This window comes from Paraburkholderia sp. GAS38, assembly GCF_050434965.1.
GTDB lineage: Bacteria > Pseudomonadota > Gammaproteobacteria > Burkholderiales > Burkholderiaceae > Paraburkholderia > Paraburkholderia phenazinium_A.
The window spans coordinates 694,775-710,948 of the sequence record NZ_JBNDJO010000001.1; the positions used below are offsets into that span (position 1 = coordinate 694,775).

Consider the following 16,174-nt stretch of genomic DNA (forward strand, 5'->3'; position numbering starts at 1 on the left):
ACGGGAGCGCAGATCGTCGGCATTGCAAGCGCGCTTGCCTCAACCTGGGCCGAAAGCTGGGATGCGCGGCCGCATGATCTGCCAGCGCCAGACGTACTCCCAACATCCGTCGCGTTCGAGTACCGAGGACAGCGCACGACGCAACCGTTGTCGATCTCGGATCCCGCCCCTCGAAGTTAATCGCGAGCCAGTGGCTGCGGTGCGGGGCCGCCTGTTTGAATTCCCGACACACAGAGCGAACCGTTGAAATATCCGATTACAAAACGTGCTAATAGCGCGATCCCCGGCTGAGACCTCAGAAACGCAAAGATCATTTAGCTATAGACTTGCGTCCAACTAATAGAACAGAATAAGGTCGGGGTATTTTTCGCTCAAATCCGGTGCGGACCGCAACCAATCAAAAATTGAAACAATTAATCCGAAATCCGGCAGAAAGACCGTCGACCGATGAGCACGATAGATAACCAATCACAAAGAAACCTCAACGGCAATCCCCATTTCCCCCGGCCGCCCGATCATATGAACGCCTTATCCATCCTGGATTACCGGCCGAGGATCGACCTGACCACCGGAATCCATCCATATTCATCACCCGATATCGGCACACGCTTAAAAATAAAAGCATTTCATTTTTCAAATCAATAATTTGCGTCGAGCCAAACGGGAAATAATATTGTTTACGATCTCAAATTGTTGAAATATTATTCGATTCAACATAACATTTAAAAGCACTTACACCGAGTTCGACGCCACAAGCAGCGCGAAACTCAAACACTTGATTTCCCGACAATATTCGCGCGGTCACACCGCGCATGCGAGGCAATCCGTGGATCACATTCAAGCGATGCGTGTGTTCGTCAATGTCGCTGACACACAAAGTTTTCGTCGGGCGGCACGGCAACTTGCCGTGTCCAACGCCCTCGTGACAAGGTCGATTGCAATGCTCGAGGCCCATTTAAAAACCAGACTCATCAATCGCACCACACGCAACGTCTCGCTCACCGCGGCAGGCACGCGTTATCTGCAAGGATGCCGTGGCGTACTCGAGGAATTCGATCGTCTGGAAAACTCGGTCGTGCATAGCGCACAGGAACCCAGCGGCACACTCAACCTATTGGCGGCAGAAGCGTTGTCGCTGCTTTCATTGACCCCGCTACTCGACGGGTACCGGCGTCGATATCCGAAAGTCACTGTTCGATTGACGCTCGCCGAACGTAACATGGACATGATCAAGGACGGTTACGAAAACCTATACGACGTCGGCATCATGACATCGACGATGGCACCCGATGGCGAACTGGTTCAACGACTCATCGGCACGAATCCCCTGGTGATGTGCGCCGCGCCGGCCTATCTCGCGAACCGCGGCGAGCCGGTCTCACTGGATGAACTCGCGTCGCACTCATTCGTCGCGCTGCAGGAAAGGCAGCCCGAGATCAAGCGGGATTTCACCGATGCGGCAGGAACATCGCAACCAATCTTGCTGCGGCCGGTTTACACCGTCAACAGCGCGGTGATGGTCCGCCAGGCGGCGCTCGCGGGGATGGGTATCGCGATCCTGCCGTCGCAGTTCGTGGCGGACGAATTGAGCGCGGGCACACTTAAGCGCATATTGCAAAGCCATCAAATCGACGACCCCGAGGAAAACGTATCGATCATCTATCCGCGGCGCCAATATCTGCCGGCCAAAACGAGTGCATTCATCGACTACACCCTGGAATATTTCAATCGCGGTAAGCCGCCAGTCCCAGTATCGGCGGCGGGCGGTTATTTTTCGCCGTACCAGTACGGCCAGTCGGACGATTAGATTAAATAGATGCTCAGTTAGCAACCCGACAGCAACCCCACCGCCGACGTTTGCGCCGGCGGTTTTCCCCGTCTGCAGCAAACCCAGGGAACCTGCACCGATACGACTCGCGTCGCCACACGCAATCTCATCCCCTCAAACCTATACGTGTACGTTCACGTTGCACTATACTACCCACTCCCTTTCACTGCTTCACGCCCCATGTCAAAGGACCGCCCCACCCTGCTCACCGTACGCGACGCCGCCGATCGTCTAAACGTCACGCCGCGCACGCTCAAGTACTACGAGGAACGCGGCCTCGTCTCGCCCACGCGCAGCGAAGGCCGCTACCGGCTCTACGACGAAGACGACCTGGAGCGTTTCGCCCGCATTCTGCGACTGCGTTCGCTCGGCTTTTCGCTGCAAGGCATCACCGAGATGCTGAAGCGCCCGCTAGAGTCCACTGAAACCGGCAGCAACCGCTTTTCCACCGAGTCGCTGCAGGCGATCCGCGACGGGCTCTCGCAACAGGTCGACGCACTCGACGCGCGCATCGAAGCGATGCGTCGCGAACTGAAGGAAGCGCAAACGCTGAAGGCCGAACTCAGTCACGACCTCGACTACGTCGTGCGCCGTCTCGCCGGCGAAAACGCCGATACGCTCCTCAAGCAACGCCGCGAAGCACAAGCCGCACGCAAGTCGAAGAAGTCCAGGGCGCGGGACGAATCCGCATGAGCGCCGCCACATCCCGCGTGCCGCTCTTCAGCGTCGAAAAACTGCGCGGCGACTTTTTCCCGTGGGTGCTGGCGGTCGTCACCGGCCTCGACTATTTCGACAACGCCATCTTCTCGTTCTTCACGAGCTACATCGCCGGCGGGGTCAACGCGTCGCCCGACGAGTTGGTGTGGTCGTCGAGCGCCTACGCCGTCGCGGCCGTACTCGGCATCCTGCAACAGCAGTGGTGGGTGGAGCGCTTCGGTTACCGGCGCTACGTCGCCGGCTGCATGCTGCTTTATTCAGCGGGCGCACTCGCGGCGGCGCTATGCGAAACCTCGTTCGAACTGGCGTTCGCGCGCGGCTTTCAGGGTTACTTCATCGGCCCGATGATGGGCACGTGCCGCATCCTGATCCAGATCAGCTTCACCACGCAACAGCGCCCAGTCGCGACGCGCGCGTTTCTGCTTCTGATCGTGCTCAGCAGCGCGCTGGCGCCGCTGGTCGGCGGTCAGCTCGTAGCGCATTTCGACTGGCGCGCGCTGTTCGCCTGCACCGCGCCGGTGGGTGTCCTGTTCGCCGTATTGGCCTTGCTCGCCCTGCCGAATTCCGGCGATCGCCAGCCGGAAGAACGCGGCTCCGCACACTTCTGGCCCTACGTGATTTTCGCGTTTGCGCAAGGCGCGTTGCAGATCGTGATGCAGCAACTGCGCTTCCAGTTGTTCACGGGGTCCCCGGGACTGATCCTGCTGACCCTGCTGGGCATCGGCGCACTGGCCTGGTTTGCCTACCAGCAATGGCACCACCCGAATCCGCTGGTGCGGCTGCACGCCCTGCGCGAGAAGACGTTCCAGGTGGGCCTCGTGCTCTACATGTTCTACTACTACCAGTCCACCGCTTTCAGTTATCTGATCTCGCGTTTCCTCGAAAGCGGTCTCGGTTATCCGGTGGAGAACGCCGGCAGGCTCGTCGGCGTGACCTCGCTTATCTCCGCCAGCGCGTTGTTCGTCTACCTGCGCTATTCGAAGCTGCTGCCGCGCAAGAAGTGGATCATCGTGCCGGGCTTTGCGCTCGCCGCGTTCGCCGCGGCGTGGATGACGCGCATGGAACCCGGCGTCGGCGAGGAGGCGCTACTCGTGCCGTTGCTGCTGCGCGGTCTGCTGTTACTGTTTATCGTGCTGCCAGTCGCCAATCTGACGTTTAGAATCTTCGCTATCGAGGAATTCACGCACGGCTACCGGTTGAAGAACATCGTGCGGCAATTGACGATCTCGTTCGCCACCGCGTCCATGATCATCATCGAGCAGCATCGCGAGGCGCTGCATCAGGCGCGTCTTGCCGAGTTCGTGAATCCGTTCAATCCGGTGTTCCAGAACACGCTTGCCACGCTGACGCGAGGCTTCGCCGCAACCGGCCGTTCGCTCACCGAGGCGCACGGCCTCGCCATGGCGCAGATCGCGCGGATGGTCGCGCAACAGGCGAGCTTTTTGACTTCGCTCGATGGGTTCTACTACCTCGTTGGGGTAGCAGTGTGTGGCGGCCTTTTCGCCGCGTGGCAAAAACAGATCGACTGAGCGATGCTAGCGAAACTCACCCACTGGTTCGATGCGCGCCGCCGCGAGCGGGCACTGCGCAACCATCCGATTGACGACGCGCTCTGGCAGGCAACGCTTGCCGGTCTGCCGTTCCTCAACCATCTCGAAGCGGCGGACCTCGCGCGGCTGCGCGAACTGAGCAGCCTCTTTATCGCGCAGAAGGAGTTCTCCACCGCGCACGAACTCGAGCTGACCGATGCGATGACCGTGGCGATCGCCGCCCAGGCTTGCTTGCCGGTGCTGAACCTTGGGTTGGATCTCTATCGCGGCTGGGTCGGCGTGATTGTCTATCCGGGCGAATTCGTGATCCGCAAAACCGTCGAGGATGAAGACGGCGTGGTCCATGAAGTCGAGCACGACGCCAGCGGCGAGGCCTGGGAAGGCGGTCCGGTGGTGCTGTCGTGGGAAGACGCGCAGATGACGGACGGCACGGACGCCTATAACGTGGTGATTCACGAATTCGCGCACAAGATCGACATGCTGAGCGGCGAGGCCGATGGCCACCCGCCGCTGTTTCGCCGCTGGCACGCGCCACTCGATGCAACCGCCTGGGGCCAGGTATTCGACCACGCCTACGACCACTTCTGCGCCAGGGTGGATGCGGTACCGGACCGCCGCTGGACGCGTTTCGAGCGGGAATCGCTGATCGATCCCTACGCGGCGGACCATCCGTCGGAATTTTTTGCCGTTTGCAGCGAGGCGCTGTTCGTCCAGCCGCACGCGTTCGAAGCCGAATACCCGGAGCTCTACCGGCTGCTGGCCCGCTACTACCGGCAGGATCCGGCGCGGGTGGGCGCACTGCAGGCCTAAGAAGCGGCACGGAACCCGGCGGCATAGAGGTCACGGGCATGAGACCCGGCCTGGAACCGCAACCGGCGGCCAGCCAACCAACCAGTCAACCCGCCAACCCGCCGGCCGTGAAAAAACCTCCGCAAAGTTCGTCAACCGTCTGATTTTCTGGCATAATCGCCGTTTTTCGACCTTAGGCAAGTGGCTCGCGCCAAGATGCTTCCGCATAAGCGGCTGCACGCGGGTTGGCTACCGCCAGACTAAAGGAAAGACCATGAAAGAAGGCATTCACCCGAATTACCGCGAAGTTCTGTTCGTCGATATGTCGATCGACTTCAAGTTTGTGACCCGTTCGACCATCCAGACGCGCGAAACCGGCGAATTCGAAGGCAAGACCTACCCGCTCGCCAAGATCGAAGTGTCGTCGGAATCGCATCCGTTCTACACCGGTCAACAAAAGATCATGGACACGGCAGGCCGCGTCGAGAAGTTCAACAAGAAGTTCGGCTCGCGCGCTACCGGCAAGGCAGCGAAGTAATAGCCAGGGTGTATCCGCCCCGTCACTGGCTGCAGGCCGGACGGGGCGCTCAAGCACCAGCACAGGAGGGCAGCGTAAGCTGCCCTTTTTTGTCGCCTGGCGCCGCTGCTTTCCCTGCGCCGTATCGCGCCGCTCAACGCCCCGTTACGGGCCGGTGCGCCACGTTGCCGCCTGTTACTGACCGTGACGCGCGCAGTGCGCCACGTCTACAATGCCGGATGCTGCGAATCGGCCATGCTGCCGGGCACCCTGCCCGGCGCCGGTCGAAGCGTTTATCCGAGATCAACATATCCGCATGAGATCCGTCGTTCGCCTCACTGCCTCCGCCACGAGCGCCCTGCCGCGCTGGCTGTTGCTGGCCATCAGTATTGTCTACGCGTCGTTCGGCCTGTTCGGCCGCGACCCGTGGAAGAACGAAGATGCGGCCGGCTTCGGCGTCATGTGGACCATGGCCAAGGGCAACGCGCACGACTGGCTGTTGCCGAACCTGGTCGGCAAATATCTGACCGACAACGGTCCGCTCGGCTACTGGCTCGGCGCCAGTTCGATCCGTGCGCTGGCGCCCTGGGTCGACGCCAGCAATGCCTCGCGCGTCTTCACCGGCCTGCTGTTTTGCGGCGCCTGCGCCTTCGTCTGGTACACCGCCTATCTGCTCGGCCGGCGCCCTGAAGTCCAACCATTCAAATACGCCTTCGGCGGCGAGCCGGAACCGCGCGATTACGGCCGCACGCTCGCGGACGGCGCACTGCTGATTCTGCTCGCCTGCTTCGGCCTCGCCGAGCGCGGCCACGAAACCACGCCGCAACTCGCGCAGTTCGTCTGCGTTGCGATGCTCCTGTACGGCCTTGTGCGGATGATCGACAAGCCGGTGCAAGGCGCGCTCGTCTGGGGCTTCGCGCTCGGCCTCGTGGCCTTGGCGAGCAACCCCGTGCTGGTGGCCGCGCTGCTGGTCGGCACGCTCGCCATGACGATCATCGTGCCCGCGGCGCGCACGCGCTGGCTGCTGCTGGCCGGCTTGCCGGTCGCGCTGGTGGTGTCGCTGTCCTGGCCGATCGCCGCGCTCTCCGCCTACCCTGACGACGCCGTCTGGTACCTCAATCAGTGGGTGAGCACCAGCATCAACACGTTTGCCGGACCGCCCGGCTCGGTGGCCCGCTATGCGCTGAAAAACCTGCCGCTCTTCACGTGGCCCGCCTGGCCGCTGGCCATCTGGTCGTGGTTCAGCTGGTCCGGCTTGCGGCGCGCGCCGCACGTGGCGATTCCATTGTCGGTGATCACGCCCTTGCTGATCCTCGTCGTGCTGCAGAGCCATCAGACCAACCTGCTCTTCATGCTGCTGCTGCCGGCGCTCGCGGTGCTCGCCACCTTCGCGCTGCCCACGCTCAACCGCGGCACCATCAACGCCATCGACTGGTTCGCCCTCCTCAGCTTTACGATACTCGGCAGTACCGTCTGGCTGTTCTGGATCGCGGGCCTCACTGGTTTTCCGGCGCCGCTCGCGCGCAACATGGCCCGGTATGCGCCGGGCTTCGTGCCGCAGTTCAAAATGCTGTCGTTCATCTGCGCGGTCGCCGTGACAGTATGCTGGTTCGTGCTGGTCCGCTGGCGCCTCGCGCGCCATCCGAAAGTGCTGTGGCGCAGCGTGGTGCTCTCCAGCGCCGGCACGACGCTGATGTGGGTGCTGGTGATGACGCTGTGGCTGCCCATCATCAACTACAGCCGGACTTATAAGGACGTGGCCGAACAGATCGCGACCCATCTGCCGGACGACTACAGTTGCATTTCGCCGGTGCGCCTCGGCAATGCGCAGATTGCGACGTTTGCCTACTTCGGTCACATGCATTTTGCTTTCGATCAAGACTGCGACGTGATCCTGCGCCAGGACACGCAAGACTACGGCGAACCGAGTTCGATGTCGGACTTCGTCTGGAAGATGGTGTGGGAAGGCCGCCGGGTCGCCGACCGCGACGAGCGCTTCCGCCTGTACGTGCGCATCGACCGTCCGAAGCCGCCCGCCAGACACCGCGCCTGGCGTCCGAGGCAAGCCGCGCCGGCCAGCACGGACTGATCATGCTCGCTGACGTACGGAAGATCGCCGCGCTTGCCTGGCCGGTATTGATCGGCCAGTTGGCGATCATCGCGTTCGGCGTGATCGACACGGCGATGGTCGGGCGTTATTCGGCCGTCGACCTCGCGGCGCTTGGCCTCGGCTCGTCGATCTATATCTCGGTCTATATCGGCCTGACCGGCATTCTCACCGCCCTGCAGCCGATTGCCGGCCAGCTCTACGGCGGGCGTCACTACAGCCAGATCGGCGAGGAAGTCCGCCAGTCGTTCTGGCTCGCGCTGGCGCTGATGACGATCGGCTTCCTGATCCTGTACTTCCCCGAGCCGATCCTGCGCGTGGCCCGCGTGCCGGCGGCGCTGCACGAACGCACGGTCGCTTACCTGCAGATCCTGGCGTTTGGCCTGCCGGCCGGCCTGACCTTTCGTATCTACAGTTCGCTGACTAACGCGGTCGGCCAGCCGCGGCTCGTGATGATCCTGCAGGTCGGCGCGCTGCTGATGAAATTTCCGCTCAATCGCTGGTTTGTCTTCGGCGGCTTTGGCATGCCAGCGCTCGGCGGCCCGGGCTGCGCGCTCGCCAGCACGACGATCAACTGGACGCTGGCCGTCGTCGGCATTCTGTTGATGACGCGCCTCGACGTGTTCCGGCCGTTCGCGATCTTCTCGCACTTCTGCTGGCCGGTCTGGCGCCGTCAGGTTGCCCAGTTACGCCTCGGTATTCCGATGGGGCTCTCGTATCTGATCGAGGTCACCTCGTACACCTTCATGGCGCTGTTCATCGCCCGCTTCGGCACCACGACGCTCGCCGGACACCAGATTGCCGGCAACGTCGGCGCGGTGCTCTACATGACGCCGCTGTCGATCGGCATTGCCACCTCCACGCTGGTGGCCCAGGCGCTCGGCGCGCATCGCCACGAAGCGGCGCGCACGCTGTCGCGGCATGGCATCCTGATGGCCGTGACGATCGCCTGCTGCTATGGAGCCATTGCGCTCGCGCTGCGGCCGCTGATCATCGAAGGCTATACGCCGAACCCGCTGGTCGCGGCGGCCGCGATGCCGCTGGTTCTGATCGTGGTGTTCTATCACGTGTTCGATTCGCTGCAGGTGACGACGGCCTTCGTGTTGCGCGCCTACAAGGTGGCGGTCGTGCCTACGGTGATCTATGCCATCGCGCTGTGGGGTGTGGGGCTTGGCGGCGGCTATCTGCTCGGCTTCGATATCGGCGGCGCCATACCCGTCTGGTTGACCGGCGCACGCGGGTTCTGGGTCGCCAATATGGCGAGTCTCGCGATTGCCGGATCCGGGTTATTGCTTTACTTGCAATCGGTCAGCCGGCGGTATCTGCAGGCTGGTTTTGACGGGCAGGCGGATAAGGCCGTGTAGGCGGCGTGGGCGGCAAGCGATGATGCGGGTCAAGGCGTTGTTGGAGGCGCCTTGACTGCTTGACCGTTAGTTGCATTTCAAGCCTTAGGCAGCCGCTCTGCAAACCTCGCCGCGCTCCTGCTCCGCCGCCTCCAGCCGCATCGTCTGCCTTAGGCAGCCTCCCCCACCGCCTCGCCGCACGCCTCCTCCACATCACGCCGCTCGAACACCTCCCGGGCGGCAAACAACGCGTTCAGGGCCGCCGGAAAGCCTGCGTAAAGCGCCATCTGCATGAACACCTCGACGATCTCGTCGCGCGTGCAGCCGACATTCAACGCCGCTTCGATATGCACCTTCAGTTGCGGCTGCGCGCACCCTAGCGTCGCCAGCGAAGCAATTGTCGCAATCTCGCGCGAGCGCAGATCCAGTTGCGGCCGGCTATAGATATCGCCGAAACCGAACTCGATCAGCAGCCGCCCGAAATCCGGGGCGATCGGCGCAAGCGCGGCGATCACCTTCTCGCCGGTGGCCCCGTCGATCTCCTTCAGCTTGTTCCAGCCCCGGGTGTAGCGGTCGTTTTGTGCGTGTTCCATGGTGAGTCCTTGTCTGATTGAGAGGGGTCGACCTGTCGTGTCACCGTGCGCTCAGCCGCCTCGTAGTAGGCAATCTTGTCGACGATCGCTTCGAGGTTGATCTGCAACTCCGCGATATGCGCGAGCACCGTGTCGCGATGCGCCGCCAGCATCTCGCGCCGCGCGCCGATCGTGGCCTCGCCTTGCGCCCGCAACGCAGCGAAAGCCTGCATCCCGGCGATCGGCATGCCGGTCGCCTTCAGACGCATCACGAACTGCAGCCAGTCGAGGTCGCCGGGCGCATAGAGACGATGCCCCGCCTCCGTGCGACCGACCGCCCGAATCAGGCCGGCCTGTTCGTAGTAGCGCAGCGTGTGTGCGGAGACGCCGGTGCTTGCCGCGACCTGGCCAATGGTGAGTGCTTTTGACATGACGGAACTCAGGTTAGGACTTCGAGTGCACTCTAAGTCAAGCGATTTGCATTGTCATCGACCATCGGGATTTTCCGACGCCTAACAAGGTTGGGGATACTGATGATCGTCCGGTAGAATCGCCAGCATTCTGTAAGCGAACAGGAGCGCGGTCGATGCGAAGCGGCACCCTCAGATGGACGTGGATGTGGGCAACGATAGCAGCGCTCGCCTTGCTGGCCGCCTCGTCGTGGCGCGCCGATGCAGCACGCATCACCAGCGTGTCGCCGCAAGGCAAGGTGGCGCAGGTTCGGCAAGTGGTCGTCAAGTTCGACGAAGCGATGATCGCCTTCGGCTCGGCCTCGGCCGCGGCGCCCGCCCAGGTGCATTGCAACGACGCGGCCGCGAGCGGCGGCGAGGCGCACTGGATCGACGACAAGACCTGGGCCTGGGACTTCACCGCAGACCTGCCGCCAGGTCTCAGTTGCACGGTCGATCTCAACGACGGGTTGAAATCGTTTGCCGGCCACGCCATCACGGGTCCGCACCGCTACGCGTTTCAAACGGGTGGCCCATTCGTCCAGGAGATTCATCCTGACAGCGGCGAAATCGAGGAAGACCAGGCGTTCGTCCTGCAGTTGAACGGACCGGCTACGGACGCCTCGGTGCACGAGCATGTCTGGTGCGAATCGAGCGGCCTCGGCAATCGCATCCCCGTCAAGAATCTCGACGACGCTGCACGCGCGGCGCTGCTCAAGCACTTCCGCCTGAAAAAAGATGCCGCTCGCATCCTGACGCTCCAGTGCCAGCAGACGCTGCCTGCCGCCACCAAGATGCAACTGGTGTACGGCGTGGGCGTGGCGGGCCCGAGCGGTCTCGCCAACGACGTCGAGCGCCGCTTCGACTACACCGTGCGCGAGCCCTTCGCCGCCAGCTTCTCCTGCGAGCGCGAAAACGCCAAGGCGCCGTGTACGCCGCTGCGTCCGGTGCAAGTGCGCTTCAACGCGCCGATCAGCCGGACCGACGCCGAAAAGCTCACGCTCAAGGGCCCCGGCGGCACGATCGCACCCACCTTCAAACCCGATGACAAGGATTCCGAAACATCGACGGTCGAATTTGCGGCGCCGCTGCCCGAACACGCCGAACTCACCATCGACATCCCCGCGAACCTGAAGGACGTCAGCGGCCGGGCGCTCACCAACACCGACCTGTTCCCGCTCAAGACCACCACGGCGCCGATGCCGCCGTTGGCCAAGTTCTCGTCGGGGACGTTCGGCATCATCGAACGTTTTGCGGAACCGGACATGCCCGCGCTCGTGCCGGTGACGCTGCGCAACGTCGAAGCGGATCTGCATGTGGCGGGCCTCAATGCGGGCAACGCGCAGTTCACCACACTGCGCGTCGATGCGGACACCGACATCCGCAAGTGGATGCGCCTCGTCGACCAGTTCGACGGCTATTCGATGAATCGCTCGGGTATCGACTCGCTGATGCCCGGCTTGCTGCAGCGCTCGAAGAACCCGGTGTATGTGCCGCGTTCGCCGGACGAATCCAGCGACGACAACAAGAAAGACCCTGAAATCGACATCCGCTCGCTGTCCCTGCTCGCGGGACAGCGAGGCGTCGAAACCCTCGCCTTGCCGAAGGAAGATCCGAAGGCGCTGCGCCCATTCGAAGTGGTCGGCGTGCCGGTGACGAAACCGGGCTTCTACGTAATCGAACTGGCCTCGCCCGCGCTCGGCGCGTCGCTACTCAGCAGGAAAGCACCCATGTACGTGCGTACTGCGGTGCTCGTCACCAATCTCGGTGTGCACTTCAAGCAAGGGCGTGAAAACAGCGTGGTGTGGGTGACCTCGCTCGACAAGGGTCAACCGGTACCGAACGCCGCCATCCAGGTGAGCGACTGCAACGGCGCCCCGCTCGCCGAGGGCAAAACGGATGCGCACGGCGTGCTGACCATCGACAAGCCACTCTCCCCTGTGAAGGAATGCGGCGAAGGGAGCTTCGAAGGCTTCTTCGTCTCGGCCCGCGTCGACGATCCGAAGACCGGTTCCGACATGGCCTTCGTGCGCTCGGACTGGAACCGCGGCATCGAGGCCTGGCGTTTCAACGTGCCCACCGACACCAGCATCGAGCAAACCGTGCGCGCGCATACCGTCTTCGACCGCACGCTGTTGCGCGCCGGCGAGACGGTCTCGATGAAGCATCTGATCCGCGTCGAAACCTTGCACGGCTTCGCGTATCCGCAAAAGTATCCGACCCGGGTCACGATTCGTCATCTCGGCAGTGGCCAGACCTATCATCTGCCGCTCAAATGGGCCGCCGACCACAGCGCCGATTCGACCTTCACGATTCCGGTCGCGGCGAAACTGGGCGAATACAGCGTCACGCTAGACGATGGCGATCCGAACGCGACGGCGTCTTCCGGCGCGGCGAACGGCAGCGGTGGTAGCAGCAATGGCAACGACGGCGACGACAGTGACGCCTCCGACGATAGCGACAACAACGCCGCCGGCAACAGCTCGCCGTCCATGAGCTACGAGTCGGGCAGCTTCCGTGTCGAAGAATTCCGCTTGCCGGTGTTCAAAGGCACGATTGCCGTGCGCGACGAGAAGACCCATCCGCTGGTGGCCGCTAAAGAAGCGCCGCTTGCGCTGCAGATCGACTACGTCTCGGGCGGCGCGGCCTCGAACCTGCCGGTGCAGGTGTCCGCGTTGCTCAAGAGCACGACGCCCGGCTTCACGGACACGTTTCCGGACTTCAGCTTCACGCCCTATACGCCGCAAACCGGCGACGACACCTCGTCCTCGGACGACGAAGACAGCGACAGCGACGCCCAGCAATCCGCCGACGACGGCGCCAAGCTGATCGCCGACAAGCAGGCGGTGACGCTCGATCGCAACGGCTCCGGCGCCTTGACGCTGAAGAACCTGCCGCACGTCGACGCGCCCAAGCGCCTCGCGCTCGAAGCCACCTTCGCCGATCCGAACGGCGAGGTGCAAACGCTCTCCGGCGGCGCGACGCTGTGGCCTGCCGCGGTGGTCGCGGGCATCAAGTCGGGGCAATGGGTGTCGGTCGGCAACACGGTGCCGGTCAAGGCCCTTGCCGTGGACCTGCAAGGCAAGCCGCGCGCCGGCGTGGCGCTCGACGTGCACGGCTATGCGCGCATCACGACGAGTTCGAGAAAGCGCATGGTCGGCGGCTTCTATGCCTACGACAACCACACCGAGACCAAAGACCTCGGCTCGCTGTGCAGCGGCAAGAGCGACGACCACGGCCTCCTGAGCTGCGACGCGAAGCTGCGCGACGCGGGCAACATCGACCTCGTGGTCACGGCCAAAGACGGCGACGGCAACGTGTCGACGGCGAGCAGTTCGGTCTGGGTCACGCGCGAAGACGAACTGTGGTTCGGCGGCGAGAACACCGACCGCATCGACGTGCTGCCCGAGAAGACAGCGTATGAGCCCGGCGAGACCGCGCGCTTCCAGGTGCGCATGCCGTTCCGCTTCGCCACCGCGCTGGTCGCGGTCGAACGCGAAGGCATCCTCGAGACGCACGTCGTCCAGCTGGACGGCAAGGATCCGACCGTCGAACTGAAGGTCAACGAGGCGTGGGGGCCGAACGTGTACGTGTCGGTGCTGGCACTGCGCGGCCGGATCCACGAAGTGCCGTGGTATTCGTTCTTCACCTGGGGCTGGAAGGCGCCGCTCGAGTGGGCCCGCGCGTTCTGGTACGAGGGACGTCAATACGAAGCGCCCACGCCGCTCGTCGATCTGTCGAAGCCGGCGTTCCGCTACGGCATGGCCGAAATCAAGGTGGGCACGGCGGCGCACAAGCTCGCCGTGACGGTCACGCCGGACGCGAAGTCCTACACCGTGCGCGGCAAGGCCCACATCAAGCTGCACGTGCAGATGCCGGGCGGCAAGCCCGCGCCGGCCGGCACGCAGATCGCCGTGGCCGCCGTCGACGAGGCCCTGCTCGAACTGATGCCGAACGAAAGCTGGGACCTGCTCGACGCCATGCTGGAACGGCGCGCTTATGGCGTCGAAACGTCGACCGCGCAAATGGAGATCGTCGGGCGCCGTCACTTCGGCCGCAAGGCCGTGCCGGCCGGAGGCGGCGGCGGCCACAGCGCGACGCGCGAACTGTTCGACACGCTGCTGCTGTGGAATCCGCGCGTCACGCTCGACGCCAACGGCGACGCCTCGCTCGACGTGCCGCTCAACGACGCGTTGACGAGTTTTCGCATCGTCGCGATTGCGGCGGTCGGTCCGGGCACCTTCGGCACCGGCAGCACGTCGATTCGCAGCACGCAGGATCTGCAACTGATCTCCGGCTTGCCGCCGCTCGTGCGCGAAGGCGATGTCTTCCGCGCCCAGTTCACGGTGCGCAATACGACGGCCCGGGCGATGAAAGTGGTGGTCACGCCGAACGTGCCGGGTCTCGCGCTTGCAGCGCAAACGGTGGACCTCGCGGCCGACTCGGCACGCGAAGTCGCCTGGAACGTAACGACGCCCGACGGCCTCGCCGATGGGCCGTCCGGCGCGCTCACGTGGAGCGTGGCCGCCGCCGAACAAGGCGGCCCGCACGCCAGCGACGCCCTGAAGATCGCCCAGCGCGTCACCGCCGCGCTGCCCGTGACCGTGCAACAGGCCACGCTTGAACAGGTCGACGGCACGCTGTCGTTGCCGGTGGCCGCGCCGCCGGACGCGAGCACGACGCAAGCCGGCGTGCTGCGCGGCGGCATTGCGGTGTCGTTGCAGTCGAAGCTCTCCGACGGCATGCCCGGTGTGCGTCGCTGGTTCGAACGCTATCCGTACAACTGCCTCGAACAGCAAACCTCGCGGGCGATCGGTCTGCGCGACCCCGCGCAATGGCAGGCGGTGGTGGCGAAGATGCCGGTCTATCTCGACCGCGACGGCCTCGCCAACTACTTCCCGCCGAGCGACGACAGCGGCAGTCACGGCAGCCCGACACTGAGCGCGTATCTGCTCGCCGCCAGCGACGAAACCGCGAAGCTCGATCCGCGTTTCGCGCTGCCCGACGACGTGCGCGGCAAGCTCGAAGCCGGCCTCGTGAGCTTTGTGCAAGGCAAGATCCAGCGCGATGTCTGGGCGCCGCGCAAGGATCTCGATCTGCGCAAGCTCGAAGCGCTCGAGGCGCTGTCGCGGTTTGGGATGGTGCAGCCGGGCATGCTCGAGTCGATCGAGATCGCGCCGAACCAGTGGCCGACTTCGGCCGTGCTCGACTACTACGCGATCCTGTCGCGCGTGGCGGATATCCCGCAGCGCGACGACAAGCGCGCGCAGCTCGAACAGATCCTGCGGGCACGGCTCACGTATCAGGGCACGCGCCTCACGTTCTCGACCGAGGCCGACGACGATCTGTGGTGGTTGATGACCAGCACTGAAGACAACGCCGCTCGCACCGTCCTCACCTTCGCCGACGCCCCCGCGTGGAAGGACGAGATGCCACGCCTCGTCGCCGGCCTGCTCGCGCTGCAACGCAACGGCGCGTGGCAGACCACGACCGCTAACGTGTGGGGTTCGCTCGCGGTCGCGCGTTTCTCGCAGGTGTTCGAAAGCACGCCGGTCGCCGGGCAGACCCGGCTGCAGCTCGGCACGTTCGACAAGACGATCTCGTGGAGCCAGGCCGCCGCATCCCCTGCGGCGAGTTCGGCGACACCCGCCACGCCGGCGAAGGACACCCGTAGCCAGCTCCTGCCATGGCCGCCGGTGAATCAAGGCGCAGCGGCGCAGTTGACGCTCACGCAAGACGGCACCGGCAAGCCGTGGGCGACCATCGAAAGTCTCGCCGCCGTGCCGTTGAAAACGCCGTTCGCCGCCGGCTACCGCATCACCAAGACTATCACCGCGCTCGATCCGGCTGTGAAAGGCGTCTATACGCGCGGCGATGTGGTGCGCGTGCATCTGGACATCGACGCGCAGACCGACATGACCTGGGTCGTCGTCAACGATCCCGTGCCGGCCGGCGCGACGATTCTCGGCTCGGGTCTGGGACGCGACTCGGAGGCGGCCACGCAAGGGGAAAACAGCGGCGACAATGCCGACCGTGGCGCGTGGCCGGCATTTATCGAACGCGGTTTCGATGGTTATCGGGCGTACTACGATTATTTGCCGAAGGGGAAATTCTCGGTCGAGTACACGGTGCGGCTCAATAACGTCGGCACGTTCGGTCTGCCGCCGACGCGTGTCGAAGCGCTCTACGCGCCGTCGACCTTTGGCGCGGTGCCGAATGCGCCTCTGGTGGTGGTGCCCGCGGCGGGTACTGTGCCGGCGGTGTCGAAGTGAGACGTGCGGATTGTCCGGCGTGGCTCGCCC

10 protein-coding genes are annotated in these 16,174 nt (G+C 63.8%); 8 read left to right on the forward strand and 2 right to left on the reverse strand.

Going from position 1 to position 16,174, the window contains the following annotated elements:
- Positions 1 to 826 precede the first annotated feature (826 nt).
- From P3T42_RS02930 to P3T42_RS02960, 7 genes are all read left to right on the forward strand, one after another.
- Positions 827 to 1,807 (forward strand): LysR family transcriptional regulator, encoded by a 981-nt coding sequence (locus tag P3T42_RS02930; RefSeq protein WP_429305131.1) that lies wholly within the window; start codon positions 827 to 829, stop codon positions 1,805 to 1,807.
- Between the two features lie 201 nt (positions 1,808 to 2,008).
- Complete coding sequence (locus tag P3T42_RS02935) at positions 2,009 to 2,521, forward strand: MerR family transcriptional regulator (RefSeq protein ID WP_074298509.1); 513 nt, start codon at positions 2,009 to 2,011, stop codon at positions 2,519 to 2,521.
- Positions 2,518 to 4,074, forward strand: coding sequence for an MFS transporter (locus tag P3T42_RS02940; RefSeq protein WP_074298508.1), 1,557 nt, complete (start codon positions 2,518 to 2,520; stop codon positions 4,072 to 4,074). Before P3T42_RS02935 ends, P3T42_RS02940 begins: the two co-directional genes overlap by 4 nt.
- Positions 4,075 to 4,077: 3 nt before the next feature.
- Positions 4,078 to 4,905 (forward strand): zinc-dependent peptidase, encoded by an 828-nt coding sequence (locus P3T42_RS02945; protein ID WP_074298507.1) that lies wholly within the window; start codon positions 4,078 to 4,080, stop codon positions 4,903 to 4,905.
- Between the two features lie 253 nt (positions 4,906 to 5,158).
- Positions 5,159 to 5,422: a type B 50S ribosomal protein L31 gene (locus P3T42_RS02950; protein ID WP_074298505.1), complete on the forward strand. Its 264-nt coding sequence runs from the start codon at positions 5,159 to 5,161 to the stop codon at positions 5,420 to 5,422.
- 295 nt (positions 5,423 to 5,717) lie between these two features.
- Positions 5,718 to 7,490 (forward strand): ArnT family glycosyltransferase, encoded by a 1,773-nt coding sequence (locus P3T42_RS02955; protein ID WP_074298503.1) that lies wholly within the window; start codon positions 5,718 to 5,720, stop codon positions 7,488 to 7,490.
- A gap of 2 nt (positions 7,491 to 7,492) precedes the next feature.
- Complete coding sequence (locus P3T42_RS02960) at positions 7,493 to 8,872, forward strand: MATE family efflux transporter (RefSeq protein ID WP_074298502.1); 1,380 nt, start codon at positions 7,493 to 7,495, stop codon at positions 8,870 to 8,872.
- Positions 8,873 to 9,021: 149 nt separating this feature from the next.
- Here P3T42_RS02960 and P3T42_RS02965 read toward each other — a convergent pair whose 3' ends face one another.
- Together P3T42_RS02965 and P3T42_RS02970 are read right to left on the reverse strand one after the other, a co-directional pair.
- Positions 9,022 to 9,444 carry a carboxymuconolactone decarboxylase family protein gene (locus P3T42_RS02965; protein ID WP_429305132.1) on the reverse strand — a complete coding sequence of 141 codons (423 nt, stop codon included), beginning with the start codon at positions 9,442 to 9,444 and terminating at the stop codon, positions 9,022 to 9,024.
- The gene (locus P3T42_RS02970) at positions 9,396 to 9,854 is read right to left on the reverse strand and encodes a MerR family transcriptional regulator (RefSeq protein ID WP_074298499.1); all 459 of its coding nucleotides are present in this window, start codon (positions 9,852 to 9,854) and stop codon (positions 9,396 to 9,398) included. Before P3T42_RS02970 ends, P3T42_RS02965 begins: the two co-directional genes overlap by 49 nt.
- A gap of 155 nt (positions 9,855 to 10,009) precedes the next feature.
- On the opposite strand from P3T42_RS02970, the gene P3T42_RS02975 reads away from it, so the two are divergent.
- Positions 10,010 to 16,144 (forward strand): MG2 domain-containing protein, encoded by a 6,135-nt coding sequence (locus tag P3T42_RS02975; protein ID WP_429305133.1) that lies wholly within the window; start codon positions 10,010 to 10,012, stop codon positions 16,142 to 16,144.
- The last annotated feature ends 30 nt before the right edge of the window (positions 16,145 to 16,174 follow it).

What these genes read in the sequence shown, in the direction of transcription:
- P3T42_RS02935 (WP_074298509.1), top strand. Translation starts at nt 2,009, where the DNA reads ATGTCAAAGGACCGCCCCACCCTGCTCACCGTACGCGACGCCGCCGAT.
- P3T42_RS02940 (WP_074298508.1), top strand. Translation starts at nt 2,518, where the DNA reads ATGAGCGCCGCCACATCCCGCGTGCCGCTCTTCAGCGTCGAAAAACTG.
- P3T42_RS02945 (WP_074298507.1), top strand. Translation starts at nt 4,078, where the DNA reads ATGCTAGCGAAACTCACCCACTGGTTCGATGCGCGCCGCCGCGAGCGG.
- P3T42_RS02950 (WP_074298505.1), top strand. Translation starts at nt 5,159, where the DNA reads ATGAAAGAAGGCATTCACCCGAATTACCGCGAAGTTCTGTTCGTCGAT.
- P3T42_RS02955 (WP_074298503.1), top strand. Translation starts at nt 5,718, where the DNA reads ATGAGATCCGTCGTTCGCCTCACTGCCTCCGCCACGAGCGCCCTGCCG.
- P3T42_RS02960 (WP_074298502.1), top strand. Translation starts at nt 7,493, where the DNA reads ATGCTCGCTGACGTACGGAAGATCGCCGCGCTTGCCTGGCCGGTATTG.
- P3T42_RS02965 (WP_429305132.1), bottom strand. Translation starts at nt 9,444, where the DNA reads ATGGAACACGCACAAAACGACCGCTACACCCGGGGCTGGAACAAGCTG.
- P3T42_RS02970 (WP_074298499.1), bottom strand. Translation starts at nt 9,854, where the DNA reads ATGTCAAAAGCACTCACCATTGGCCAGGTCGCGGCAAGCACCGGCGTC.
- P3T42_RS02975 (WP_429305133.1), top strand. Translation starts at nt 10,010, where the DNA reads ATGCGAAGCGGCACCCTCAGATGGACGTGGATGTGGGCAACGATAGCA.